This window comes from [Clostridium] clostridioforme AGR2157 (genome assembly GCF_000424325.1).
In the GTDB taxonomy this organism is placed as follows: domain Bacteria; phylum Bacillota; class Clostridia; order Lachnospirales; family Lachnospiraceae; genus Enterocloster; species Enterocloster clostridioformis_A.
The window spans coordinates 17,933-42,833 of record NZ_AUJR01000011.1 but is presented as its reverse complement, the minus strand read 5'-3'; the positions used below and the strand labels follow the sequence as shown (position 1 = coordinate 42,833).

Sequence of the window (24,901 nt, the reverse complement as noted above, 5' to 3'; positions counted from 1 at the left end):
CAGGCTGTCTCATTTATACAGTTAACTTATATTATGCTATATTTGAGGTTAAAATTCAAGTGGATTGTTTCAAAAGACGGAATCTTAAGACGGAATCTACCGCCTGCGTTCCCGATCATCAATCATGGCATAAAGCTTTCCAAGCGCTTCCTTGATACCGCCCACCTGGTTTATAAGCCCTGCCTCCACGGCCTGGGCCCCGACCAGGACAGTGCCCAGGTCTCTGGTGAGCATCTTTGTATTATGCATCAGCTCCCTCAGCTGGTCATAGGCAATATCGGCATGGTTTGATACAAATGTCAGTATGCGATCCTGTATCATCTCAAAATACTCGTAGGTCTGCGACGTACCTATAACCATCCCCGTCATCCGAACCGGATGAATCATCATAGTGCCTGAGGGCACGATGAAGGAATAATTGGTGGACACAGCAAGGGGAACCCCGATGGAATGGCTTCCGCCTAATACCAGGGATACGGTGGGAAGGCTGAGGGATGCAATCATTTCCGCAATGGCAAGGCCCGCGTCCACATCCCCTCCCGATGTATTGAGCAGCACCAGAAGTCCGTCCACACTGTCGTCGTCCTCTATTTCAGCCAGCTTCGGCAGTATATGGTCGTATTTCGTGGTTTTGCTGCTTCCCGAGGAATTCTCGTGTCCCTCCACCTCCCCAATGATGGTGATGAGATGGATTTTCCTCTGTTTGCGGTTGTCCTCCAGAATGACCTGGCCATACTCCTCCAGCTTACTGTCTTCTTTTTCCTCTATTTCCTTCTCAAGCTTTTTGGTTTCATCGTCCTGCTGGCGTACCTGTCCGTTTCCGTTTTCCACCTGATTGTCTCTTTTTTTCCTGTTGTTTTTTCCTTGTCCCATAATCAGACCACCCTTTCGTGAACATTCATCAATTAAGGATAGTCTGCACCGTGAACCATAAAATATGCGCTGCCTTTCACACAGTTTCACCCAAAAATTGCCGGCCAGCAGAGACTGCCGACCGGCTTTCTGAATAAAATACAATGTTTTTGGCCTAGTCGCCTAACACATTCCTGATAGCCACAGGCGACCTGTAGTTCCAGGTGGAAATCTTGATACCGCTCTTACGGCTGGCTGCATGGACTACCTGGCCGTTGCCGATGTAGATGGCTACATGGTTTACCTGGCCGCCGCTGCCTGCGTAGAATATCAAATCGCCCGGACGCATGTTGCCGGAGGTAACTGCCTTGCCCATTTTGGCCTGGGATCCGGAATAATGCGGCAGGGATACACCGAACTGTTTCATGACCTGCATGGTGAATCCGGAACAGTCCACGCCCTTTGTCAGGCTGGTTCCGCCCCATACATACGGGTTGCCCACAAACTGAAGGGCGTAATTCACCACCTTGGAACGCCTGGATGCCGCATTGTTGGCTGCCACCTCGGCAGGTGAGAACTTGATGGCCTCGTTCAGTGCGTACCGCACCTCCACGTTGTTATCCCTGGTGGAAATAAATGCCTTATCCACCTTGCTTCCGTCCTCTTCATCCACGGAATCCAGCTCAATCTCCACCCAGCCGTCTAACTGCGCCACAACCGGATAACGCTCGTCCTTTACAATCTGGGTCCAAATCTTGGAGTCCGTGTTGGGCTCCGTGCGCACATTCAGCACGTCTGTGTTGATAACCGCCTTTAGAGTGGCGTTCTGCATGGCTATATCCTTTGCCTCCTGACCCGTGGCCGTGTACTGGGGGTCTGCTGAGATATAACCAATGATGGGGCCTGACTTAATCTTATACCAGCCGTCCAGGGTCTCCAGGATCTCGCCTGCCGCCTTGCTGGTCATCTTACCGATAATCTTGCCGTCTGACTTTGGCTCCTGGCGCACATTCAGGTAGTTGTTCACCTTGGATATGACCAGATTGTCATACTGGTTGATGGCCATGGCCTTCATGTCCATTTTACGTCCTTCGTTCAGGGAATAGACCACCTCAGCATATTCAGAGGAAATGTATCCCTCCTCAATCTGAATCCAGCCGTCCTCCAGTCCCTTGACCACGTAGCGCTCTCCCTTTAAGGCCTGTCCGATGACATTTCCCGGATCCAGAGCAGGTGCCTGGCGGATGTTCAGGTTGTCAGCCGTTACCGTGGCGCGCAGCTTAACAAGCTCCTTTGCCTTTTCCCTGGCTTCGTCTCCGGTCAGAAGGTACTGATTGCTGATGTAGCCCTCCACTCCGCCGGAAGTGATGTGGGACCAGTCCCCTTCCGTTGCCAGAATCTCGCAGGCTCCGTCCCCTGACAGCTTACCTATGATCTTGCCGTCGGTGCTTGGAGTCTCCCTTATGTTGAGGTAGCCGGACACCTGCACGATTCCCAGATTGCTGTAGGAGCTGATTACATTGTCAATCTCCTGGGCTTTCTTCTGGGCTGCTACCTCCTCCGGTGAAACACTGGCCGGAGCTGCCTGGGCCGGGGTGGCGTTTCGCACCTGTCCCGAGGGGGCCGGTCCCGCTGCTTTGCCGGATACCGGCTTCTTGACTGCCTTTACCCCCAGCACGATGATTCCCACTGCCGCGATAGCAGCCAGCAGGAGCACCAGGTATCTGGGATCCAGCCGTTGATTCCGTTTTTTTCTGGCCTTATTCAGGCTCGATAGATAATCCTTATGTTCAAGCATAATTCTTACAATCTCCAACTCATTTTTCGCCATAAAAACTCATATAGCGTAAAGTATATCATAAAAACAGACTCGAAAATGTGAAAAATTTCTTAAGTTTTGCCGGTCCCCGAAGTATTTACATGAAATGCCCCGGAAACCGGCAATTTTAGCGGCTGATATGGATTAATTTGAGAGCAGCATGCGGTCATTGGCAAACTGCCCTCCGCTGGCCTCTTCAAACTTGGCCAGAAGGTCATCTACGGTCAGGTTCTGTTTTTCTCTGCCGGACACGTCATAGATAATCCGCCCGTCATTCATCATGATAAGCCGGTTTCCTATCTGGATGGCGTCCTTCATGTTATGGGTCACCATGAGGGCTGTCAGGTTCTGCTCCGTCACCATCTCGTTTGTCAGGTCCAGCACCTTTCTGGCCGTCTGGGGGTCCAGGGCTGCCGTGTGCTCATCCAGCAAGAGAAGCTTCGGCTTTTGCAAGGTTGCCATGAGAAGGGTAAGGGCCTGTCTCTGGCCGCCTGACAGCAGTCCCACCTTACTGCTCATGCGGTTCTGGAGGCCCAGTCCCAGCCTGGTCAGCAGGTCGTGGTAATAGTCCTTCTCATTGGCCCTGATTCCCCAGCCCAGTCCTCTTCTCTGGCCTCTTCTGAATGCCAGGGCCATATTTTCCTGTATTTCCATGCCGGCTGCCGTTCCCTTCATGGGGTCCTGGAACACCCGGCCAATGTATTTGGCCCGCTTGTATTCCGGCTGCCTGGATATATTCACACCGTCAATCTCGATCTTTCCTGAATCAATGGGATACACGCCGGCTATCATGTTGAGCATGGTGGACTTGCCCGCGCCGTTTCCTCCGATGACCGTCACAAAATCCCCGTCGTTCAGGGTCAGATCAATGCCGTTTAACGCCTTCTTCTCATTGATGGTGCCTTTGTTGAATGTTTTGCGCACATTGGTCATGATCAGCATTATGCATTTCCTCCTTCCGAGTATTCCCTGCTGGTCCTCCACTTATTGGCAGCTACCGGGATGCAGAGAGCCAGGGTAACCACAATAGCGGATAAAAGCTTCATGTAGTTTGGATTCATGCCCAGCTTGATGACAAAGGCCCGGATGACAAAGTAGATCACGGAACCGATGACTGCCGCCGACAGCTTAAGGGCAAAGTTGCGGAACCAGCCAAAGAGCACTTCCCCGATGACAATGGCTGCCAGGCCAATGACAATGGCTCCGGTACCCATCTGGATATCCGCGTATTTCTGGCCCTGGCATACCAGGGCGCCGGACATGCCCACCAGACCATTGCTGAGCATCAGGGCCAGCAGCTTGGTCCACTTGGTGTTGACCCCCAGGGCGCGTATCATATCCTCATTGTTTCCCGTTGCCCTCAGGGTGCTGCCTATCTCCGTGCCGAAGAACCAGTACATCACAGCAACCATCAGTATGGCTGCCGCGATGCCGATGACCTGGGACGCCTGGGCCTGGTTAAAGCCGGTGGCGGAAGAAACCATTGTCACAATAGACTTGGACTTGAGAAGGGGTATGTTGCTGCTGCCTCCCATAATCCACAGGTTGATGGACCACAGGGATATCTGGGTCAGAATTCCGGCCAGTATGGAAGGTATCTCAAATACCGTGTGAAGGATGCCTGTCACAAAACCAGCCGCCATTCCCGCCAGTGTGGCTATGGCCAGGGCTGCCACCGGATTCATTCCCCTGCCCACAATCAGCGTGGCACAGACGCAGCCCCCCAGGGCAAAACTTCCGTCCACGGTCAAATCAGCAATGTCCAGGAGCTTGAAGGTGATGTACACCCCCAGCACCATGATTCCCCAGAGCACTCCCTGTCCCACTGCATCCAACAGATTGGGGCCCATGCCCTGCATCAGATTCGCAAAATTCATATCCTATACTTACCTCCGTTCCTGTCTCTGTCCCTTTGTATCATTTGATTATGTAAATAGCTTGCCCAAACCGCCGTTCCTGCGGGCCTTACAGCTTGAGCAAACCATCTACCCTTCCTGCCGGATCCATTTTATCCAATGACCGAAAAGAGGGTGCCGCAGGCCAAAGCGGTTTGCACCGTCTCTGCCCCGCAGCACCGCCTGTATCATCCTGAGCTGCCTGACTGTTTATTTTAATCCGGACACATCAATCCCAAGAGTCTGGGCTGTTTCCTCGTTCACTGTCAGCTCGCACTTCTCAGCCGGCAGGTACTCAATCGGCATATCGGCCGGTGATGCCCCCTCGGTGAGGATTTTCACGGCCTGCTGGCCGGTCATGTATCCCAGCTGGTAATAATCAATGCCGTATGTAGCCAGTCCGCCGTTCTGTACCATACCTGCCTCGCCGCAGATAACCGGCAGCTTGTTGTCTCCTGCCACCATTCCGACTGTGGCCATGCCTGCTGCGATTACATTATCCGTAGGAGCATACACTGCGTCCACGGCACCTACCATGGACTGTACCACGGTCTGAATCTCATTGGAACCGGAAACCGTATACTCCTTGCTCTCCATGCCTGCCGCCGCAATGGCTTCCTTGGCCATATCAGCCTGAATCTTGGAGTTGGACTCTGCGGAGCAGTACAGCACGCCAACGGTCCTGGCATCCGGAACCAGCTGCTTAAGCAGGTCAATCTGCTCCTTTACAGGAGTCAGGTCAGAGGTTCCTGTTACATTTGCTCCCGGCTTTTCATTGGTGTCAACCAGACCGGATTCAGCCGGATCTGTCACTGCGGTAATCAAAACAGGAGTATCCTCCACCGCGCCCACCATGGCCTGTGCAGCCGGTGTGGCGATGGCCAGAATCAAATCCTTCTTCTCATTGGCGAACTTGGATGCCACTGTCTGGCATGCCGACTGTTCGCCGGAAGCATTCTGCTGGTCAACCTCGTAGGCGATTCCAGCATCATCCAGGGCAGCGATGAAACCGTCATTGGCAGCGTCCAGGGCGGTGTGCTGCACCAGCTGGAGTACGCCAATCTTATAGGTGGTTCCCTCTGCTTTCGCAGCAGTCTCACTCTCTGAGGCCTCTCCCTCAGTTGTCTCTTCAGCCTTTGCTGCCGTATCAGCTGCTGTCTCCTTCTGTGCCTCGGTGACAGCTGCCGTGGTTTCAGCCGCATTGCCTCCGCAGGCAGTCATGGACAGAACCATGACGCCGGCTACAACCAGGGACATGATTTTTGATATCTTTTTCATAATACTATCTCCCTTCCACTTAAGAATTCGTCCTCTATCAGGACTTTTCCTATCATACTACAAAAAAATTGCGCCGTCAATTTTATTACTTTAAATTTCTGTGATTTTAAAGTAATAAAGCGAAAAACCGCTGTTTTTTGCAGATATTTCCATAAGATATTTCCATAATTATTTATGCATGTCAAGAGGAAGGGTGACAGTAAACTCCGTACCCTTGTCCACTTCAGAGGTCACATGGATAGTTCCATGGTAAAAGTTCACGATGTGTTTCACAATGGACAGCCCCAGTCCCGTACCGCCCTGTTTGCGGCTGCGGCCCTTATCCACCCGGTAGAAACGCTCGAATATGCGGTCCAGGCTCTCCTTTGGGATTCCCACGCCGTTGTCCTTTACCTTTACCAGCATGTCATCCCCCTGTTCACCAACCGTAATCCACACCTGGCCTCCGGGCCGGTTGTACTTGATGGCATTGGTGGCCAGATTGGTAAACAGCTCCTTCATCTGCTGCAGGTTTGCCCGGACGCACAGCGGCTTCACGTCCACATGGAGAAATACCCGGCAGGAGGCAGCCAGAGGCTTTAAGCTGTCCATGATTTCCTGGAGAAGCACACTGATTCTCACATCGGAGAAAATCACCTCGGCATCCATGGATTCCAGGCGGGATATCATCAGGATGTCGTTGATGAGCCCGGTCATTCCGGCGGCCTCCTTCTTGATTCTCTTTGCGAAATCCAGCTTCATGCCGTCATCCTGAATCATGCCGCTCTCCAGCAGCTCCGCGTAGCCCTGGATGGAGGTGATGGGGGTCTTAAGCTCATGGGACGCGTTGCTGAAGAATTCCTGGCGTATCTGCTTTTCCTTTTCTATCTGGCTTAAGTATTCCTTTACATCCTTTGACATATTCATGATAGTCTCGGCAATGACGTTTATTTCAGAGTACTGGCAGCTTTCAAACTGGAGTTCCGTGTAATCCCCCTTTACCTTCATCACGGCTTTTGAGATGTCGCGCAGGGGTCTGGTGACCGATGACACAAAACGTCTGGTGGTCACCACGGAGCATACCATGGCCATAAGGAAGCTTAAGATGGCTGCCGGAAACAGCATGGGAAGGTATTCCTGTATGCCGGAATAGGGTACGGCCAGGCGGAGCACCATGTCCGAATACTCGGAGCGGCAGGCCACATAGAGCATGGTCTTGCCCAGTGTTTTGGAATAGCGCCTGGCATATCCCTCCCCGTGCTCCATGGCTGCCCGTATCTCCTCTCGTCCCAGATGGTTGTCCAGATACTCCGCGTCCGCGTCCGAATCCGTCACAACGGTACCGTCTGACTTTATGAGGGTCACCCTGCTGGAATCCTGGTCCGTAAACGCCTCCAGGCGCTCCATCTGCTCCATTAAGTCCCTGTCATAATCCAGGATGCTGTCCACGGCCTTGATGGTGTAGGTCATGTCATCTTTGGAGTTTTTTAACATCATTTTGCTGCTGGCAATATAAAAGATGACGCTGTTAATACACAGCGCCGCCAAAAGTACCAGGATAAAACGTTCCAATAATGCCTTACGCATATCTTCCTCCTTGGTTTCCTGTCATGTTATCTCACCATGCGGTAGCCCACGCCCCGGACCGTCTTAATGCATGCACCGCCCTCTTCTCCCAGCTTCTGGCGAAGGGTCCGGATGTGCATATCAAGGGTTCTGGTCTCTCCATCATACTCATATCCCCAGATACGGTTGAGCAGTTCATCCCTGGTCACCACCCTGGACTGATTCTCCAGCAGATAGGCCAGCAGTTCAAATTCCTTCAGTGTAAGCTCCACCAGCCGGCCGCCGCTTGACACCTCCCTGGTCTTGCGGTTGACCTGGATGTCCTGGTAGGACAGTACATCCCTTTCCTCCTCCCGTTTGGTCCTGCGAAGCAGGCTGCGGATGCGGGCCGACAGCTCCAGCACCCCAAAGGGCTTTACCATGTAATCGTCTGCCCCGCAGTCCAGCCCAACCACCTTGTCAAGCTCCTTTTCCTTGGCAGTCAGGAGCATGACGGGCACATATTTTAACTGCTCCGTATTCCTTATCTCCTTGATGGCCTCTGTCCCGTCCATCCCCGGAAGCATCCAGTCAAAGATTACCAGGTCCGGCTTTTCCTCCCGCATCCTGGCCAGGCCTTCCTCTGCGGTCTCAAACCCTTCCGCCGCGTACCCAAAGCCCTCCAGGGCAATTTTTAACAGATTCCTGATGTTTTCATCATCCTCTATAATATAAATCCGTTCCATTTTCCAACTACCGCCTTTCCCTGCATACAGCCTATGTAAACAGCATACCAAACAGAAGTAAAATCCACCTCATGGGAATGCAAAACTTGTGTAAAGTTTTTCCCGTTACAGGACGTCCTTATACACCCGCAGCACATTTTTATAGAATACAGCCTCTATCTCCGAGGCGGTAAAGCCTTCCCGTTCCATGGCGTCCGCCAGCATGGGGAGCTTGCCTGCATCCCCCATCTCCAGGTTCCCGCTGATTCCGTCGAAGTCAGAGCCCAGCCCGATACAGCCGATGCCGCCAACCTTCCGAATATGCTTCATGTGCTCCACCATGTCGGATATGCGGCTTAACTGCTCTTCCCCCGGTCCGAAATCCCGCAGGAAGGCGGTGCAGTAATTGATGCCCATGACGCCGCCCCGCCCGGCCAGGGCGCGTATCATATCATCTGTCAGGTTCCTTGGATGGGAGGCCATGGCCCTTGCGTTGGAATGGCTGGCCACAAAAGGTTTTCTGGTATACCGGAACACATCCCATATGCCCGCGTCATTCAGGTGGGAAATATCGATAATCATTCCCAGGCGCTCCATCTCCTGCACAAAGGCAATTCCGGTATCCGTAAGCCCATGCTCCGTATCAGGCGCCATTCTGAAGGTACCGTCCTCCTCAGTAATCCTGGCATTGGGAAATGCCAGCTCGTTGGGAAAGTTCCAGGTCAGGGTCATCATGCGTACACCCAGCCGGTAGAAATCCCGCAGGAACGCCGTTTTTCCCTGACAGGTCCCGCCTTCCTCCACTGTGAGAAGGGCTGACATCCTGCCCTGCTCCCAGTTTCTGCGGATATCCCCGTAGGATCTGACGATTCCTATGATATCCTCATGGGCCTCCATCTCCTGGTAAAAGGTGTCCAGAAGTTCCATACAGGCTTCAAAGGGCCTTCCCTTGGCCTGTTCCAGATTGACATACAGGGCAAAATTCTGCAGTCCGTAATCCCCTGCCTGCATCTTCCTCAAATCCAGCATCAGCCGGTTCTCAAGGATAGACTGCCTGCCTCCCTCCTTATGGTCTTTATAGATTTCCGCAATGGTATCGCAGTGCATATCCACAACCTTCATATCCCTGTCCTCTTTCCTGTTCTCTGGTATTCCCAATTTATTCCCGGATAACCGGAAATATTCTGTCAGTCAGTACTATGTTCCAGTCTATACTGATTGCCTGTTTCCGTCAATCGTCAGGATTTGCCCCTGAGAGGATTTCCCCTGCACGGCAGATTGCATCGTCGATGCGGGGCGCTATGTTTTCCCTTCCTATCTCCTTGTCAAATCCCGCCTTCTCCATCACAGACAAGGGCTGCTCGTTTACATGGGAAAGAATCATGGTGATGCGGGCCTTGCGGCACCTTGCGTTCAGCTTCTTAAGGCTGTTCAGGGCGGTTGCATCCATGGCAGGAACGCTTCTCATCCGCAGAATCATCACCTTCTTGTCCGAATCCAGGGGAATCTGTCCAATCTTATCCGCCGCGCCAAAGAACATGGGACCGTTCACCTCAAACACCATGACCTGCCTGGGAACCGGTTTTAGGTCAATGCGCTCCCTGTCCGTGCTCTCCTCGTAATCCTCTGCATATTTCCATCCGTAAATATCAGACACATCCGCCATGCGCTTCATGAACAGCAGACAGGCCAGGGCCAGTCCCACGCCGATGGCCATGACCAGGTCGAACACCACTGTGAGTAAAAAGGTCAGCACCAGCACTGCTGTGTCGCTTTTTGGAGCTGTCCGCACCACATCGGCAAAGGAACGCCACTCACTCATATTATAGGCCACCATGAACAGGATGGCCGCTATGGCGGGCATGGGAATCAGGGCGGCATAGGGCATGAGAAATACCAGAATCAGCAGAAGCACCACCGCATGGACCATACCGGCCACCGGGCTGCGCCCGCCGTTCTTTATGTTGGCAGCCGTCCTTGCGATGGCGCCTGTGGCCGGAATGCCTCCGAAAAGCGCTGAGGCCGCGTTGCCCGCTCCCTGTGCCACCAGCTCCATGTTGGAGTTGTGCTTTCCGCCTATCATGCCGTCTGCCACCACACAGGAAAGCAGGGACTCAATGGCAGCCAGCACAGCTATGGTAATGGCGTCCGGCATCACCTTCTGCACCAGGCTGAAGCTGATAGCCGGCAGATGGAACGCGGGAAGGCCGGAGGATATGGTATACAAATCCCCTATGGTATTGACCTTCAGGTCCAGTCCCTTTACCAGCACCGCGGCCCCCGCAACGGCAATCAAAGAAGGCGGCACCTTTTTAAAGAACCTGGGCCACAGGATGAGAATGGCCAGTGAAACGGCTCCCACTGCCAGGGCCTGAAGGTTCAGGGTATCTATGCAGGTGATAACCTGCCCCAGCTTCTCCATGGTCTCCACCGGTGATTCCCTGAAGGTAAGTCCCAGGAAATCCTTAATCTGGCCGATAAAAATGGTCACCGCGATACCGGTTGTAAAGCCGGTTGTAATGGTATAGGGAATGAACCGGATCAGGCCGCCCAGGCGCAGAAAGCCCATGATGACAAGAATGAGGCCGGCCAGGATGGCGGCCGTGGCCAGTCCCTCCATTCCGTTCTTCATGACGATTCCTGCCACAATGGTGGCAAAGGCCGCCGTGGGGCCTGCTATCTGCACCTTGCTGCCGCCTAAGAAGGAAATGACGAATCCGGCTATGATGGCCGTATAAAGTCCCTGTTCCGGTGTGACTCCGGAGGCCAGTGCCAGTGCAATGGACAGGGGCAGGGCAATGATGGCCACAATAATTCCAGATACCACGTCCTTTGTGAATTGTTCCTTTGTGTACTGTTTCATGGACAGAAACAGCTGGGGTGTGAGCGTCTTCATTTTAACTTTATCCTTTTCGTGTTTATAAAATGTTAATACTTTTTTACTATAGCGAAAGGATGGACCCATATCAATTGTTTTCCGCCATGTTTCCAATATAGTACAAAAAACAGCCTCCGGAGTCAGAGCCGGCAGCTGTTCATCTCCTATTACATCAAAGGGGCAATGAGGCGCATGAGCCGTCCCAGCTTCTTTCCCATCCAGCTGTAATTTTTACAGTCCTCCATAGTGATAAGACTGCATTTCTTAAGGGTTTCCTCAAAATCACGCTCCACGTCAAAGACCACCGGGTTGCGGTAAATGTAGGCCGCGCATTCAAAATGCAGGTACAGGCTGCGGAAATCCAAATTAATGGTGCCCACCACAGCCTTTTCGTCGTCGCTGACAAAAACCTTGGCATGGACAAAGCCCGGCGTGTATTCGTAGATTTTCACGCCTGCCCTTGTCAGCTCCGGATAAAAGGTTCTGGCCAGCATGTAGGCATACTTTTTATCCGGAATGTGAGGCATGATGAGCTTTACGTCAATCCCACGCTTGGCAGCATAACTCAGTGCATTGACCATCTCGTCGTCCAGAATCAGATAGGGCGTCATAATATGGACGTAGTTCCTGGCCTGGTTCATTATATCCAGATATACGCGCTCCCCCACCTGCTCCCTGTCCATAGGGCTGTCCCCATAGGGCAGGACGAAACCGGAATGGTCCGCGGCCAGGGGATGCTCATAGTCTTTAGGGACCGCGTACTTCCCGTAGTCCTCCGGCTGTCTCTCCGTCACATTCCACATTTGCAGGAACATCATGGTAAAGCTCTGGACCGCGTCTCCCTTCAGCATGATGGCCGTATCCTTCCAGTGGCCAAAGCGCACCTTGCGGTTAATGTACTCGTCCGCCAGATTCACACCTCCGGTAAAGGCCGTATGGCCGTCTATGACCACAATCTTCCTGTGGTCCCTGTTATTCTGATAGGTGGACAGGGTTGGCTTGATAGGCGAAAACATCTTGCAGCGAATTCCTTTTTTCTCCAACACCCTGGGATAATGGTACGGAAGAAGCATGAGGCAGCACATGCCGTCATACATAACTCTAACCTCCACGCCCTCCTTCACCTTCTCCTCCAGCACCTTCAGGATACTGTCCCACATGTATCCCCGCTCCACGATAAAGTATTCCATGAAAATGAAATGCCGGGCCGCCTTAAGCTCCCTCATGAGAGCCTCAAACTTGTCCTCCCCCAGCGGGAAGTATTCCACATGGGTGTTGCCGTAGGCGGGATACCCCGCGTGGTCCTTCATGTAATCAATCAGGTGGCTGCTTCTCCTGCTGGCTTCCCTGATTCGCTCCTGTACCTCCTGGTCCTGCTTGAGATAGGGAGCTGTGTCGCCTATGTTTTTCTTCAGGCGCCGGGCCAAAAGCTTTGTCTGGAACTGCATCTGCACAAATATGTACAGCAGGACTCCGAACACCGGAATCACCAGGACCGGTACAATCCAGGCCATCTTAAAGCTGGAATTGATGGGTTCATTGAAAATATAAATGATGACTGCCGCGCTCAAAAGGATAGATATGGCGTATACAATGTGCATGTACTCTTCCAGCCACCGGAAGGCGCCAAACAGGATTCCCACCTGTATGGCCATAAACAGCACCACAAAGGCCGTCCTTCCAAATATAATCCGGAATAATCCTCTCATTTTCTTCATCCTGTCCCTTGTCTCCTCTCATGTAACTCATCATGCAGCTCAAAAATCCCTGGTGAAAAACCGGCATCCGCCGACCTGATTCACCAGGGTTAATTCTCTGTCTTTATATGGCTGTTACAGCCTTTGCGGCACCAGTGAAGATTTTGCTGTCCAAATCCGCAATGGTCACTTTCTCTAAATATGCCTGGCAGCACTGGTTCAGCTCTCCATAGAGCTCGTCCATGATTCCCGCCATGCCTGACGATATGAGACAGTCCATATGCGGATTGCCGCTTTTCCAGGCGGCAGCCACAAAGGGGGTATCCAGAGCCTCAGCCACCATGGACAGGTTCACGTCCCTGCTGTCACGGTGGAACAGATAACCGCCGTCCATACCTTCCTTTGTTTTCACAAGATCCGCTTTTTTAAGCTTTGCCATGACCTTCCGTATCCTGGCGGCATTGGTACAGACATTCGCCGCAAGACCTTCGCTGGAATACACCGTCCCCTTGTGATTCAAAAAAACCAGCGCATGCACCGCAATGGTAAATTCACTTGTCACTTTTTCGATTCCCCTTTCCTACCTGTAACAGCCTGCTTCTGTCTTTCATTAAATCATACCATTTTTTTCAGAAAAATGCACTTATTTTTTAATTCCCTGGCTTTGCTCCGGGTTTGCCTGCGCCGGCGCATTTCCCGCTGCTTCTCCGGCAGCTCCTGATGACTGACCTTCCCGGCCGTTTTCTCCCGGGGCCGCCTGGGACTAATCATTTGTAAATACAAAAGGAGCCGGTCCACTTACATATTAATCGTAAGCGGGCGGCTCCCTTTTTTCAATTTGTCAAAATCGTAAGCCTTATAAGACTCTGACCCCTTCCGGACTAAACCTCTTAATCTTCTAACGCCTGGCGGATATCCTCAATAATATCATCGGCAGACTCCAGTCCAACGCTGAAACGAATCATGGACGGATCCACGCCTGCCTCCACCAGCTGTTCGTCCGTGAGCTGACGGTGGGTATGGCTGGCCGGATGAAGGACGGCTGTCCTAGAATCAGCCACATGGGTTTCAATGGAGCACAGCTTCAGCTTATCCATGAACACGGAAGCAGCCTGACGCCCACCCTTTAAACCAAAGGAAATAACGCCGCAGGTACCCTTTGGCATGTATTTCTGAGCCAGCACATAATACTTATCCCCTGGAAGTCCCGGATATTTCACCCAGGCCACATCATCCCTGGACTGAAGGTAGGAGGCCACCTTAAAGGCACTCTCACAGTGTCTCGGCACCCTTAAATGAAGGGTTTCCAGGCCAATATTAATCAGGAATGCATTCTGAGGGGACTGGATGGAACCTAAATCCCTCATAAGCTGGGCTGTGGCCTTCTGGATATAAGCCAGCCTGCCAAATTTCTGGGTATATACAATGCCGTGATAGGACTCATCAGGCTCTGTCAGACCCTTAAATTTGTCATGATGGGACTCCCAGTCAAAGTTTCCGCTGTCCACGATGCATCCGCCTACCGTGGCCGCATGGCCGTCCATATATTTTGTCGTGCTGTGTGTCACAATATCTGCGCCCCACTCAAAGGGACGGCAGTTAATGGGGGTTGCAAAGGTATTGTCCACAATCAGAGGAACACCATGGCTGTGAGCCAGACGGGCAAACTTCTCAAAATCCAGTACTGTCAGGGCAGGATTGGCAATGCTCTCCGCAAATACCACTTTAGTATTTGGCCTGAATGCCTTTGCCAGTTCCTCCTCGTCTGCATCCGGATTCACCAGGGTGCACTCCACTCCCATCTTGGGGAAGGTAACGGTAAACAGGTTGGTGGAACCGCCGTATATGGTGGAGGAACTGATTACATGGTCTCCTGCCTGGCAGATGTTCAAAACAGCATAAAAGGTAGCTGCCTGTCCGGAAGAAGTGAGCATGGCCCCCACGCCGCCCTCCAGCCGGCAGATTTTTGATGCCACTGCGTCATTGGTCGGGTTCGCCAGCCTGGTATAAAAATAACCGTTCTCCTCCAGGTCAAAAAGCCGGCCCATCTGCTCACTGGTGGTATATTTAAAGGTAGTGCTCTGGTATATGGGAAGCTGTCTGGGCTCGCCGTTTTTCGGCTCCCATCCTCCCTGTATGCAGATTGTGTCTAATGATTGTTTGCTCATGTTTCCTGTGTCCTCCTAATGGTCAGGTTCTAAATGGTGATGAGATTATATTCCTTATTGCCAAGGCCCAGCTTCACAGCATGGTCAATACAGGTCTCCCAGTTGGTTTCCGGATGTGTATTGATGAAATGGTCATGGCTGTGATGATCCTGCTCTGCCAGAAAGCTTCCGGCAAGCACGGGCTGGCGGTTTACCGCATCCACACAGGCCATGTCCAAGGCTACGGGGTCAAATGAGGCAAACATGCCCACGTTAGGCACAATGGGGGCGTCATTCTCCGAATGGCAGTCACAGTTGGGGGACACGTCCACCACAAGGCTCACATGGAAATTCGGGCGTCCCTTCAGCACTGCCAGGGTATACTCGGCAATCTTCCGGTTCAGGATATCATTGGCCTCGTCGTACATGGAGTCTACCGCATCCACGGGACAGGCACCGATACAGCGGCCGCATCCAACACACTTGTTTGTATCAATGGAGGCTTTGCGTTCAAGGACCGTGATGGCGCTGTGGGCGCAGTTTCTCTGACAGGCGCCGCATCCAACACACTTATTCGTATGTACAAAAGGCTTACCGGCATTGTGCATCTCCATCTTGCCGGCCCTGGAGCCGCTGCCCATGCCCAGGTTCTTAAGGGTGCCTCCAAAACCGGTTGCCTCATGTCCCTTAAAGTGGGTAAGGGAAATGACGATGTCCGCATCCATGATGGCCCGGCCAATCTTTGCCTCCTTCACATACTCTCCGTCAATAGGCACCAGGGCTTCATCCGTTCCCTTAAGGCCGTCGGCAATTATGATATGACATCCCGTGGTAAAGGGGTTATAACCATTCTCATAAGCAGCGTCCAGATGGTCCAATGCATTCTTCCTCCGTCCCACATAGAGGGTGTTGCAGTCGGTCAGGAATACCCTGCCGCTTTGGGACCGGATTAAATCCACCAGTACCTTGGAGTAGTTGGCACGCAGATAGGCCAGATTTCCTGGCTCACCAAAGTGAATCTTAATTGCAGTGTATTTGTTGTTAAAGTCAATATCCATCATGCCTGCCTTTTTTACCAGCCTCTCCAGCTTCTGCAGGAGATTTTCCGTAAGTGTAGTCCTCATGTTGGTGTAGTATACGTTTGATACTGCCATAGTGTCCTCCTTCTGAATCATTATCCCGTTTATTATACTTCAAACCCTGCATTTATTCAATCCTGTATGTGAGGACAGCGGCACCAAATTTTTTCGGGAGATTTTTTTCGCGGGATTTTCGTACAGGTTTCACCATGGCATCATAAATCATCCGCACAACAGAAAAAGTGGAACCGGTTAAATTCCTTTCAGCTTCTTTCGGTAAATCAGATAGGAATACACACTTGGAATCAGGACCATTGCCATGAAAACCAGGAAGAACAGGGATGCCAGATGAAAAAATCCCATAATCAGCATCAGCATGCCCCCTGCCGTCCATACATAACCCGCCATGCGGTGGGTCCTGTTCCAGTTATCCTCATCTGCCAGGGTCCACGGAAGCTTGATTCCCATGGTATAATTCTGTCTGCATTTGGGCAGGTAATTGCCTGCTGCCACGAACATTAATGCAATGGGGATGCTTACCATGCTTCCCACGTTGATGTCCATACCGATTCCTGACAGGACAATCACACACTGGACCATAACTGCCAGCAGGACCACGAACCACCGTGTAATCTGCTTCAGTTCCCTGGATCGGCTGATGTTTTCACATTTGGGGTCAATCCGGTAAAACACATTTACCATCACTGCCATGAGAAACATAAAGGCAGGTATGCCAAATGCTGCCATGTTGCGGCTGGAATAACCATTTACCACATTGTCTGATCCCCAGTGGGTTGGAACCTGCTCCGGCAGGCGGTTATAAAAACATATGGAAATGATAAATGGCACAAGAGCCAGAATCCAGTACAATACATCCCACTTGGATATCTTCCTGTTATTTTTTTTCATGCTTGTCTTCCTCCATTAATGAATGCAGCCAGGAAAGAACTTCCTGGAATACAGTGGTATTCAGCTCATAATAAATATATTTGCCTGATTTCCGGTCCTCTATGAGCCCCGCCTGCCTGAGTATGTTCAGGTGATGGGAAATGGTTGCTCCCGTTGTGTCAAAATGCTCCACAATCTGTCCCGCGGTCATGCTTGTCTGCTTTAACAGGTTGAGTATCTCGCGGCGGGTGGGGTCGGACAGGGCTTTAAATGTATCACCGAAGGACATGGACGGAATGCCTCCTTTCACTTTGCCTGATTTTTATGTGGTTTTTTATAGTGGACGGTGCAGGTACCGGACAGACGTGCAGGCCGACTGTTTGGTTCGGCATATGGACCGGCTTTGTGGACCAACTGTGCAGACCAACTATGCAAACCGACTGTGCAAACCAGCCATGTAAACTAACTGTATGGTCCAACTACGAAACCAGCTCTCCTTCATTTAGATATTTATCAAAATATCTAAATGTATTTTACCAAAACTCCCGACATATGTCAAGAGGGAGGAAGACATGATGCCTTCCAGGCAAATATCCCGGGCATATGTCTTTCCTCCCACATAATCCGCAGCAGCCTGGCACCCTATGGATGCCGCTCTCACCAAACTGCTTCTCACACTATTTCTCCGCTTATTTTTCCATTTCAACCGCCAGCTTCAGATTGGCCTTCTCATATTCATTAAACACGCCTGTGTCAAAGGCATCTGCGGTATTGACGGAACCTTCCTGTATGCCGGAGCTGCCCAATGCATGGGAGTTATCCTGTATACCATCTTTTTCCGTACCCGCCCTGGCTTCATTTTCAGGGCTCCCTGTATCCGCGCCGCATGCCGCCAGACCCAGCATGGCGGACAGGATAATCACGGCCAGCATGCCTCTGAGGCATCTGGTTATAATACGCTGCTTATTAAACAATTTCATAAAACATTGACCTCCTCACTGCCTGATTCTTCACATCAAGTATCTGTAACATCCGCAATCCCAGGGGCGCTTGGGGTGGTGTTAGGTATGGGAGGGAGCGGGTCCGCCGGGCGGCAGCCCTGGAAACGCCCCGGCGTTCCCAGGGCTGTGGGGCGTTCGCCCCATAAAAATACGGACGGAAAGCCCCAGGTAAAAGAGCAAGCTCTCTTCCCTGGGGCTTTCCGTCCGTATTTTTGCCCGGCTCATTGCTATAACATCTTTTGCATCTCGTCTGCTACAAATTGTACCTTGGTTCCTACTATTACCTGTACAGATGTCTTGCTTGGCCTCATGACTCCGGCCACGCCTGCGGATTTTATCTTTTTCTCGTCTACTAATGTGTAATCTTTTATCTCTAATCTCAGCCTTGTAATGCAGTTGTCTAATGATACTACATTTTCCTTGCCGCCTAATCCTTCTAATACAATAGCTGCTACCTTGGTGAAATCGTCGTTTGCTAATACGGCTGCCATTTCTGCCTCTAAATCTTCTTTCTCACGTCCTGGTGTCGGAAGGTCAAATTTGGTGATGACGGCGCGGAATACTACGTAGTAGATAACTGCGAATACAACACCCTGTGCTAACAGCATGAATGGCTGGTTGGCCATTGGCAGCCTGCAGCTGAAGATGAAGTCCGTAACACCTGCGCTGAAGCAAAAGCCTGCGGTCCAGTGAAATGCGGCTGCTACTGCTACGGAGATACCGGTCAGGACGGCGTGTACAAGGTACAGTCCGGGAGCCAGGAACATGAAGGAGAATTCCAGAGGCTCGGTAACGCCGGATACGAAGGATGCTACTGCTCCTGCAATCAGGATACCTGCCGCATACTGCTTCTTCTCTGGCTTTGCTGTCTGATACATGGCAAATGCTGCTGCCGGAAGGCCGAACATCATTACCGGGAAGAAACCTGCCTGGTACATACCGGTTACGCCCTTGATTCCGCCTTCTGCGAAGCCCCAGAACTTGTTGATGTCGGCAATGCCGGCAATGTCAAACCAGAATACTGCGTTCAGTGCGTGATGCAGTCCGGTGGGAATCAGGAGACGGTTTGCAAATGCATAAATACCTGCGCCTACAGGGCCAAGTCCCATGATGTGCTCGCCAACCCATATAAGGGCATTGAACAGTGCCGGCCATACAAAGTACAGGATGGCGGACTCTGCAACCATTACAAAGGATGTAACGATGGGCACGCAGCGCTTTCCTGAGAAGAAAGCCAGTGCGGTGGGCAGCTTTGCGCTGCTGAACTTATTGTAGCAAACAGATGCTGTGATACCGGAAATGATACCGATAAATGCGTTGTCAATCTTGGAGAAGGCCAGAGGAGCTTCCTCTACGCCCATCATGGTGGCAACAACGCCGCTGTTAAGTACAGTGGTAACAGTCAGGAATGCAACCAGACCTGCAAGACCTGCCGCGCCGTGCTGATCCTTTGATAAACCGATTGCCACACCAACTGCAAACAGCATGGGCAGCTTGTCGATTACGGCGCTTCCAATCTTTACCAGCGCAAAACCAATTACCTGGATGATACCGGTTACGTCACCGCCCTGCATGGTGGAAGGACACATGGCATAGCCGATACCCATCATAATAGCTGCAACCGGCAGAACGGCAACAGGAAGCATGATGGCCTTACCTAGTTTCTGCAAATACTTCATCATAACATAAATCCCCTTTCTTTTTTTAGAGCCTCCTTCTACACTTTTCCCGTAGGAGTACTCTGAATTGCAGGTAAATAATCTATTCAAACCTGTTTCCAGGTTTAAATCACTGTTACTGTTTTCCGTATATTTTTAGGACCTGCCTGCCGGACCATGCCAATGTATCAGGCATCGGCGGCCAGGACAGACTCCACTTCTTTCATGGCAGCCTCTTCATCGGGTCCGTCTATGCGGAAGATGACCTCATCTCCTGCCATGGTGTTCATGGCCATGATGCTCATAACATCCTTCCCGTCCGCCCTGCGGTCCCCGCAGATGATTTCCACGCAGGAGCTTACATGAAGCATCCTAGCCATAAGCATGGCTGCCGGCCTTGCGTGAAGCCCCATTTCGTCTTTTAAGATAAAGCTCCGCTCTATCAACTCATCACCACCTTTGTTCCTTATAGTCTGATGATGGCTGTCTCCCCTGCCTTTACTTCCATTCCGGTCATACATTCCATCTTCGGGAACTGGGACGTGTTGCAGATAATGACCGGCGTGGTCACATCGTAACCGGCTTCCTTAATCTTATCTATATCAAAGTCCAGAAGGAGGTCGCCCTTCTTTACCTTATCCCCAGCAGCCACATAAGCCTCAAAGTACTGCCCCTTAAGCTGTACCGTGTCCAGTCCGATGTGGATAATCAGCTCCGCGCCATTGTCTGTCTGCATGCTGATGGCATGCTTTGTGTCAAATACCATGGTCACCAGTCCGTCCGCCGGTGCAGCTACCCTGCCGTCCGACGGTATGACTGCTGTTCCCTTGCCCAGAATCTCCTGGCTGAAAGTGGGGTCGCTTACCTGGCTCATGGGAATGGCTGTTCCGCTCACCGGCGCTACGATTATCTTTTCTTCCTTTTCTTCTCCCCCAAATAGCTTCTTAAGTGATCCAAACATCCTTACTGCTCTCCTTTCATGTCCCCGAAGGACCTGCCCAAAATAATTATTTAGTCCTGATACGTTTGATGTGCAGGGCCAGGTAAGCCACTTCTTCCTCTGTTACCTGATGCCTGTACTGCAGCTTGATGAGCGCCTGTATTTTCTGGCTGCAGGCATATTCCTCAGGATACAGACGGTCAATGACCTCCTGGAATTCCAGGTTATCCAGATTCATATGCTCCCCTGTAAATACCCGCTGGGCCAGAAAGCGCAGATGAGTGATAAACCTCTCATAGCTGAGGGACTGCTCATCCAGCTCTATGCTAAAATACTCCCTGACCACCTCCAATACCTGCTGTATCAGATTGGTGATCTTAATTGTATCACCCATAGGTGCGTCATACTCCGCATTGACAATGTGAAGGGCAATGGAAGCTGCCTCGTCCACCGGGAGCTTCACTCCCAGGTCCCTTTCAATCATGGCAATGGCATATTCGCCAATGAGATATTCCGCGTGGTAAAAGCTGCGAACCTCCCTGATTAACGGATTGGAAAACATCATCTTCTGTTTGTATCGTTCCAGCGCAAAGTTTATGTGGTCCGTAAGGGTAATATACACATTTGGGTTAATAGGCCTGTTAAGGACCTCTTTGGCATAACTGATGATTTCTGCCGAAATCTGTACATGCTCCATGGGAAGGTTCACAAGCAGTTCCTTGAACTTATCCATGGTGTTCTGACTCTCCAGGCGGAATATCTTCTCCACCTTCTCCTCGTCAATGATACTGCCTTCCTTTGCTTTGAAGCCAACGCCTCTTCCCATAATGATGATTTCCCTGCCCTCTTCATCGCAGGTACTCACTACATTATTATTGATTATTTTCGTTATTTTCATAATTGCTCCTGATGAAAACAAAAAAACCAACTTTGTTAAAGAGATCCATGTGCGCATACGCACGGGTACACATCATCTCCTTAACAAACCTGGTTTTGCCTGCCGAACAGTAACAATCCTTATTAATTATTTAATTATTTAATTATAACTTCAAAGATTTGCTTCACTAACAGCATCATAGCAAATCTTAAGATAAAAGTCAACAATATTTTATATAATTTTTATATTTGCCCCCACTCCTGTTGTCAGAATTCCCAACACAGCTCTTGTCAGGACTTGACATACATGTAAATAATACCTGTGACAGCCAGATAAAACCAGGTGGCCGGATTGGAAAACCAGGTGGTGAAAAAAGACAGCATCATATACATGGCAAACTGGGCATAGATCACATGGCCTGCCGGACATGACATCTTCCGCCTTCGCCTTACCAGAGAGTAGCATGCCGCTCCCAAGAGCCCGCCCAAAAGCACCATTCCAAAGATGCCGAAATCATAGTAGGCATCGTAGAACAGGGTAAGGGTGGTAAGCTCCTTCTTGGTCACAAAGAGAGGAAAGCTCACCAGGACCGGGAACAGGAATTTAAGTCCAGTAAGAGCCCACACCGGAAACAGCATGCGAAGCCCAAAGCTGTGGGATCCCAGCTGCTCCACCAGGCAGTTGAAATTATCGTAGTTATTGGCAATATACATATAAGGCTGTGTGATGAATATTGGCATATGGCTGTTCTTCATCTCAAATATTCCGTTCAGGTATTCCACGCTGTGGCTGCGCATGACAGTCAAGACCAGATAGGCCGGAATCATGCAGGCCATCAGCACGCCCACATAGACCAGGCTGAAGGTACCGCTCATGGAAATATAGGTAAACGCGGCCATGCCCACTGCCAGAATCAGCTGGAACCTGGACACGCACAGCACCGGCACGGCCAGGGACAGCACAACCATAAGCAGTCCCAGCCAGAATCCCTGGTCCCTGGTCAGTCCTCTTCCCCTGCGGGAAATCATAAGGCTGTACACCACGAACAGACTGGGCACCAGCACACAGGAGACCGTAAAATAATGGACTCCGCTGACATGAAAATAGGAATAGGCATGGGGCACCCCGTAGGAAAACAATGGCACAAATCCCAGCTTCCACGCCTCAAAGAAAAAGGCGAGGTAGGATACGGCCACCAGAGCTGCCATGGAATGAAGCAGTCTCTTTGCCTGCAAAGGGGATTCAGCCGAGGCATAAAAACGGTATACGGACTGCATGTCCGCCGCGCTCCAGCCGTCATATATCCTGTGCAGCACCTCAAACACAATAAAGAAGGTGAGCACCGCCAGTCCCAGGCAGACCCATGTCTGGGTGCTCCAATCCGTCTGAAGGCGGCTTAGCTTAAAGCAGGATATTCCCTGCCCGCCCACAAAAAAGAGGCAGAAAAGCCCCCGCAGGTGAATCAGGTTGCCTGTCTCCCTGTAATCCTTTATATACAGCCACAAGGCTGCTGTAATTAAAACCAGCCCAGACAGCATATAAAAATGCTGCCGGGCCAATATGAAGCTTATGATATAACAAACCAGATAAACTGCCATTAATCCGTAACCTTCTTCACAAAATCTCTCATGTATTGTTCTATTTCTGCCGCAGTGGCAAAGCTCATGGCCTTGTCAGCCACTGCCTGAAGTTCCTCCACGCTGTACTGGGTGACCATCTTCCTGGCCTTCAGAATGGCGGATGCGCTCATGCTGAATTCGTTGAGTCCAAATGCCAGAAGCAGCGGAATCATCATTGGGTCGCTTGCAGCTTCGCCGCACATGCCTACCATGATGCCTGCCTCACGGCCGCAGGCGATGATATGCTTAATGCTTCTGAGCACAGCCGGGTTAAAGGTGGAATACAGATAGGATACCTTTTTATTGCCCCTGTCTACAGACATGGTGTACTGGGTCAAATCATTGGTGCCGATACTGAAGAAATCCACTTCCTTTGCAAAGATATCTGCGATCAGGGAAGCTGCGGCTGTCTCCACCATGATGCCCACCTGTATGTCCTTGTTGTATGCAATGCCCTTTTCATCCAGCTCCTTCTTAATTTCCCCCACAAGTGCCTTTGCCTGACGGTACTCTTCAATGCATGTTACTAAAGGAACCATGATACGGATGTTGCCGAATGCACTTGCCCTTAAAAGCGCCCTCAGCTGAGGCTTATACACATCCTCCCTGCGGTCCAGGCAGAAACGGATTGCCCGATAGCCCAGGAATGGATTCTCGTCCTTCTCCAGGCCCATGTACGGAATCTCCTTGTCGCCTCCGATATCCAGGGTGCGGATGATGACCGGCTTGCCGTTCATGGCAGCAGCCACCTTCTTATACGCCTCGAACTGCTCTTCCTCTGTAGGCAGGGCATTCCTGTCCATAAACAAAAACTCGGTGCGGAACAGTCCGATGCCCTCTCCGTCATACTGGAGCACCTTATCCACGTCCTCGGGCTTTCCGATGTTAGCCACGATTTCTACCTGCACACCGTCCTTTGTGACAGAAGGCTTGCCAATATACTGCTCCAGCTCCTTCTTTTCCACCAGAAACTGCTTTCTCTTCTCCTCATAATCAGCCATCACAGCCTGGTCCGGGTTCACATACACCTCGCCGGTGCTCCCGTCCAGTACCACCTGGTCCCCGTTCTTTACGCCGTCCATGAAGCCTGTGACAGCTACCACAGCCGGAATCTCCAGGGCCCTTGCCAGGATGGCGCTGTGAGAGGTCTTGCCGCCCAGCTCCGTGACAATACCGGTCACATTGGACGGATTGATTCCCGCTGTCATGGACGGAGTCAGATCCTTTGCCACGATGATGCTGCCTACCGGCAGGGAGGAGATGTCCACGGACCGGATTCCCATAAGCATCTGCTGCATACGGGTCTTGATGTCGCGCATGTCCGTGGCTCTCTGCTGCATCAGTTCGTCTCCCATGGAGGCAAACATATCCGCATACATGTTGCACACATTCTCAATGGCGTATTCACTGTTTACGCTGTCATTCCTGATAGAGTTCTCAATCTCCCCTGTCAGCATGGGGTCTGCCAGAAGCATCATATGTCCCTGCATGATTTCCGCTTCCTTCTCTCCCACCCTGGTTGCCAGGTCCTCTGCCAATTTCTCTGTGGCCTTGATGGTCTCGTCCAGCGCTCCCTTAAAACGCTGCACCTCCTCTTCCACATCCTTTACCGCCTGCCTGGTAATCACCAGCCGGACTTCCTCCACAATCACTGCCTTTCCAATTCCAATTCCTGCAGAAGCGCTTGTTCCCTTGTACATCCTCTTGTACCTCCTTATTAAAAATTCATTTATACTCACAACCTTTGGTTGCCGTCAATCTACTCGCCTAACCCGGCCTCCACGATACCAACCATGGCTTCCAGTGCTTCCTTCTCATCTGGCCCCTCACAGACGAATTCAATCTCGTCTCCAGATTTCACGCAAGCCCCAAGGACGCTTAATACACTCTTGGCATTGGCCGTGGTGGTGCGCACCTTGAAGGATATTTTTGATTTATAGCGCAGTGCCTCCTTGCAGAGGACTCCCGCCGGCCGCAGGTGCAGACCGGACGGATTCTTGATTACAGTTGTTTTGCTTACCATT

The 24,901-nt window shown here is 51.4% G+C and carries 23 protein-coding genes; all 23 read right to left on the bottom strand.

What is annotated here, in order from left to right; genetic code table 11:
• Positions 1–96: 96 nt before the first annotated feature.
• On the bottom strand, positions 97–873 hold the full coding sequence (locus tag G614_RS0106715; protein ID WP_027641340.1) for a ClpP family protease: 777 nt from the start codon (positions 871–873) through the stop codon (positions 97–99).
• Positions 874–1,027: 154 nt separating this feature from the next.
• Positions 1,028–2,650 carry a C40 family peptidase gene (locus tag G614_RS0106710; protein ID WP_027641339.1) on the bottom strand — a complete coding sequence of 541 codons (1,623 nt, stop codon included), beginning with the start codon at positions 2,648–2,650 and terminating at the stop codon, positions 1,028–1,030.
• Positions 2,651–2,815: 165 nt separating this feature from the next.
• Positions 2,816–3,613, bottom strand: coding sequence for an ABC transporter ATP-binding protein (locus G614_RS0106705; protein WP_027641338.1), 798 nt, complete (start codon positions 3,611–3,613; stop codon positions 2,816–2,818).
• Entirely contained in the window at positions 3,613–4,548 is a 936-nt protein-coding gene (locus tag G614_RS0106700; protein WP_027641337.1) for an ABC transporter permease, read from the bottom strand. Before G614_RS0106700 ends, G614_RS0106705 begins: the two co-directional genes overlap by 1 nt.
• Before the next feature lie 228 nt (positions 4,549–4,776).
• A complete protein-coding gene (locus G614_RS0106695) occupies positions 4,777–5,844 on the bottom strand; it encodes an ABC transporter substrate-binding protein (RefSeq protein WP_027641336.1) in 1,068 nt (355 codons plus the stop codon).
• A 168-nt stretch (positions 5,845–6,012) separates the two neighbouring features.
• Positions 6,013–7,410 (bottom strand): sensor histidine kinase, encoded by a 1,398-nt coding sequence (locus G614_RS0106690; protein ID WP_027641335.1) that lies wholly within the window; start codon positions 7,408–7,410, stop codon positions 6,013–6,015.
• A 26-nt stretch (positions 7,411–7,436) separates the two neighbouring features.
• Positions 7,437–8,114, bottom strand: coding sequence for a response regulator transcription factor (locus tag G614_RS0106685; RefSeq protein ID WP_027641334.1), 678 nt, complete (start codon positions 8,112–8,114; stop codon positions 7,437–7,439).
• Between the two features lie 105 nt (positions 8,115–8,219).
• Complete coding sequence (locus tag G614_RS0106680) at positions 8,220–9,215, bottom strand: dipeptidase (protein WP_027641333.1); 996 nt, start codon at positions 9,213–9,215, stop codon at positions 8,220–8,222.
• A gap of 109 nt (positions 9,216–9,324) precedes the next feature.
• Positions 9,325–10,989, bottom strand: coding sequence for a SulP family inorganic anion transporter (locus G614_RS0106675; RefSeq protein ID WP_027641332.1), 1,665 nt, complete (start codon positions 10,987–10,989; stop codon positions 9,325–9,327).
• 149 nt (positions 10,990–11,138) lie between these two features.
• Entirely contained in the window at positions 11,139–12,689 is a 1,551-nt protein-coding gene (gene cls / locus G614_RS0106670; RefSeq protein WP_027641331.1) for a cardiolipin synthase, read from the bottom strand.
• A gap of 103 nt (positions 12,690–12,792) precedes the next feature.
• Positions 12,793–13,230 (bottom strand): RrF2 family transcriptional regulator, encoded by a 438-nt coding sequence (locus G614_RS0106665; RefSeq protein WP_027641330.1) that lies wholly within the window; start codon positions 13,228–13,230, stop codon positions 12,793–12,795.
• Positions 13,231–13,558: 328 nt separating this feature from the next.
• Positions 13,559–14,836: an O-acetylhomoserine aminocarboxypropyltransferase/cysteine synthase family protein gene (locus G614_RS0106655; protein WP_027641329.1), complete on the bottom strand. Its 1,278-nt coding sequence runs from the start codon at positions 14,834–14,836 to the stop codon at positions 13,559–13,561.
• Positions 14,837–14,865: 29 nt separating this feature from the next.
• On the bottom strand, positions 14,866–15,969 hold the full coding sequence (locus G614_RS0106650; protein WP_027641328.1) for a DUF362 domain-containing protein: 1,104 nt from the start codon (positions 15,967–15,969) through the stop codon (positions 14,866–14,868).
• Positions 15,970–16,146: 177 nt separating this feature from the next.
• A complete protein-coding gene (locus G614_RS0106645; protein ID WP_027641327.1) occupies positions 16,147–16,803 on the bottom strand; it encodes an SdpI family protein in 657 nt (218 codons plus the stop codon).
• Entirely contained in the window at positions 16,790–17,071 is a 282-nt protein-coding gene (locus G614_RS0106640) for an autorepressor SdpR family transcription factor (protein WP_027641326.1), read from the bottom strand. The genes G614_RS0106645 and G614_RS0106640 overlap by 14 nt, the downstream gene beginning before the upstream one ends.
• Positions 17,072–17,471: 400 nt before the next feature.
• Positions 17,472–17,762 (bottom strand): hypothetical protein, encoded by a 291-nt coding sequence (locus tag G614_RS0106630; RefSeq protein WP_027641325.1) that lies wholly within the window; start codon positions 17,760–17,762, stop codon positions 17,472–17,474.
• Between the two features lie 248 nt (positions 17,763–18,010).
• Complete coding sequence (gene nagE, locus G614_RS0106625; protein WP_027641324.1) at positions 18,011–19,465, bottom strand: N-acetylglucosamine-specific PTS transporter subunit IIBC; 1,455 nt, start codon at positions 19,463–19,465, stop codon at positions 18,011–18,013.
• A gap of 164 nt (positions 19,466–19,629) precedes the next feature.
• Entirely contained in the window at positions 19,630–19,887 is a 258-nt protein-coding gene (locus tag G614_RS0106620; RefSeq protein ID WP_027641323.1) for an HPr family phosphocarrier protein, read from the bottom strand.
• A 20-nt stretch (positions 19,888–19,907) separates the two neighbouring features.
• Positions 19,908–20,402, bottom strand: coding sequence for a PTS sugar transporter subunit IIA (locus G614_RS0106615; protein WP_027641322.1), 495 nt, complete (start codon positions 20,400–20,402; stop codon positions 19,908–19,910).
• Positions 20,403–20,448: 46 nt separating this feature from the next.
• Entirely contained in the window at positions 20,449–21,279 is an 831-nt protein-coding gene (licT, locus tag G614_RS0106610; RefSeq protein ID WP_027641321.1) for a BglG family transcription antiterminator LicT, read from the bottom strand.
• Between the two features lie 269 nt (positions 21,280–21,548).
• Positions 21,549–22,856, bottom strand: coding sequence for an O-antigen polymerase (locus G614_RS0106605; protein WP_027641320.1), 1,308 nt, complete (start codon positions 22,854–22,856; stop codon positions 21,549–21,551).
• A complete protein-coding gene (ptsP, locus tag G614_RS0106600) occupies positions 22,856–24,577 on the bottom strand; it encodes a phosphoenolpyruvate--protein phosphotransferase (protein WP_027641319.1) in 1,722 nt (573 codons plus the stop codon). The genes G614_RS0106605 and ptsP overlap by 1 nt, the downstream gene beginning before the upstream one ends.
• Before the next feature lie 59 nt (positions 24,578–24,636).
• A complete protein-coding gene (locus G614_RS0106595) occupies positions 24,637–24,900 on the bottom strand; it encodes an HPr family phosphocarrier protein (RefSeq protein WP_002583469.1) in 264 nt (87 codons plus the stop codon).
• Position 24,901: the final 1 nt, after the last annotated feature.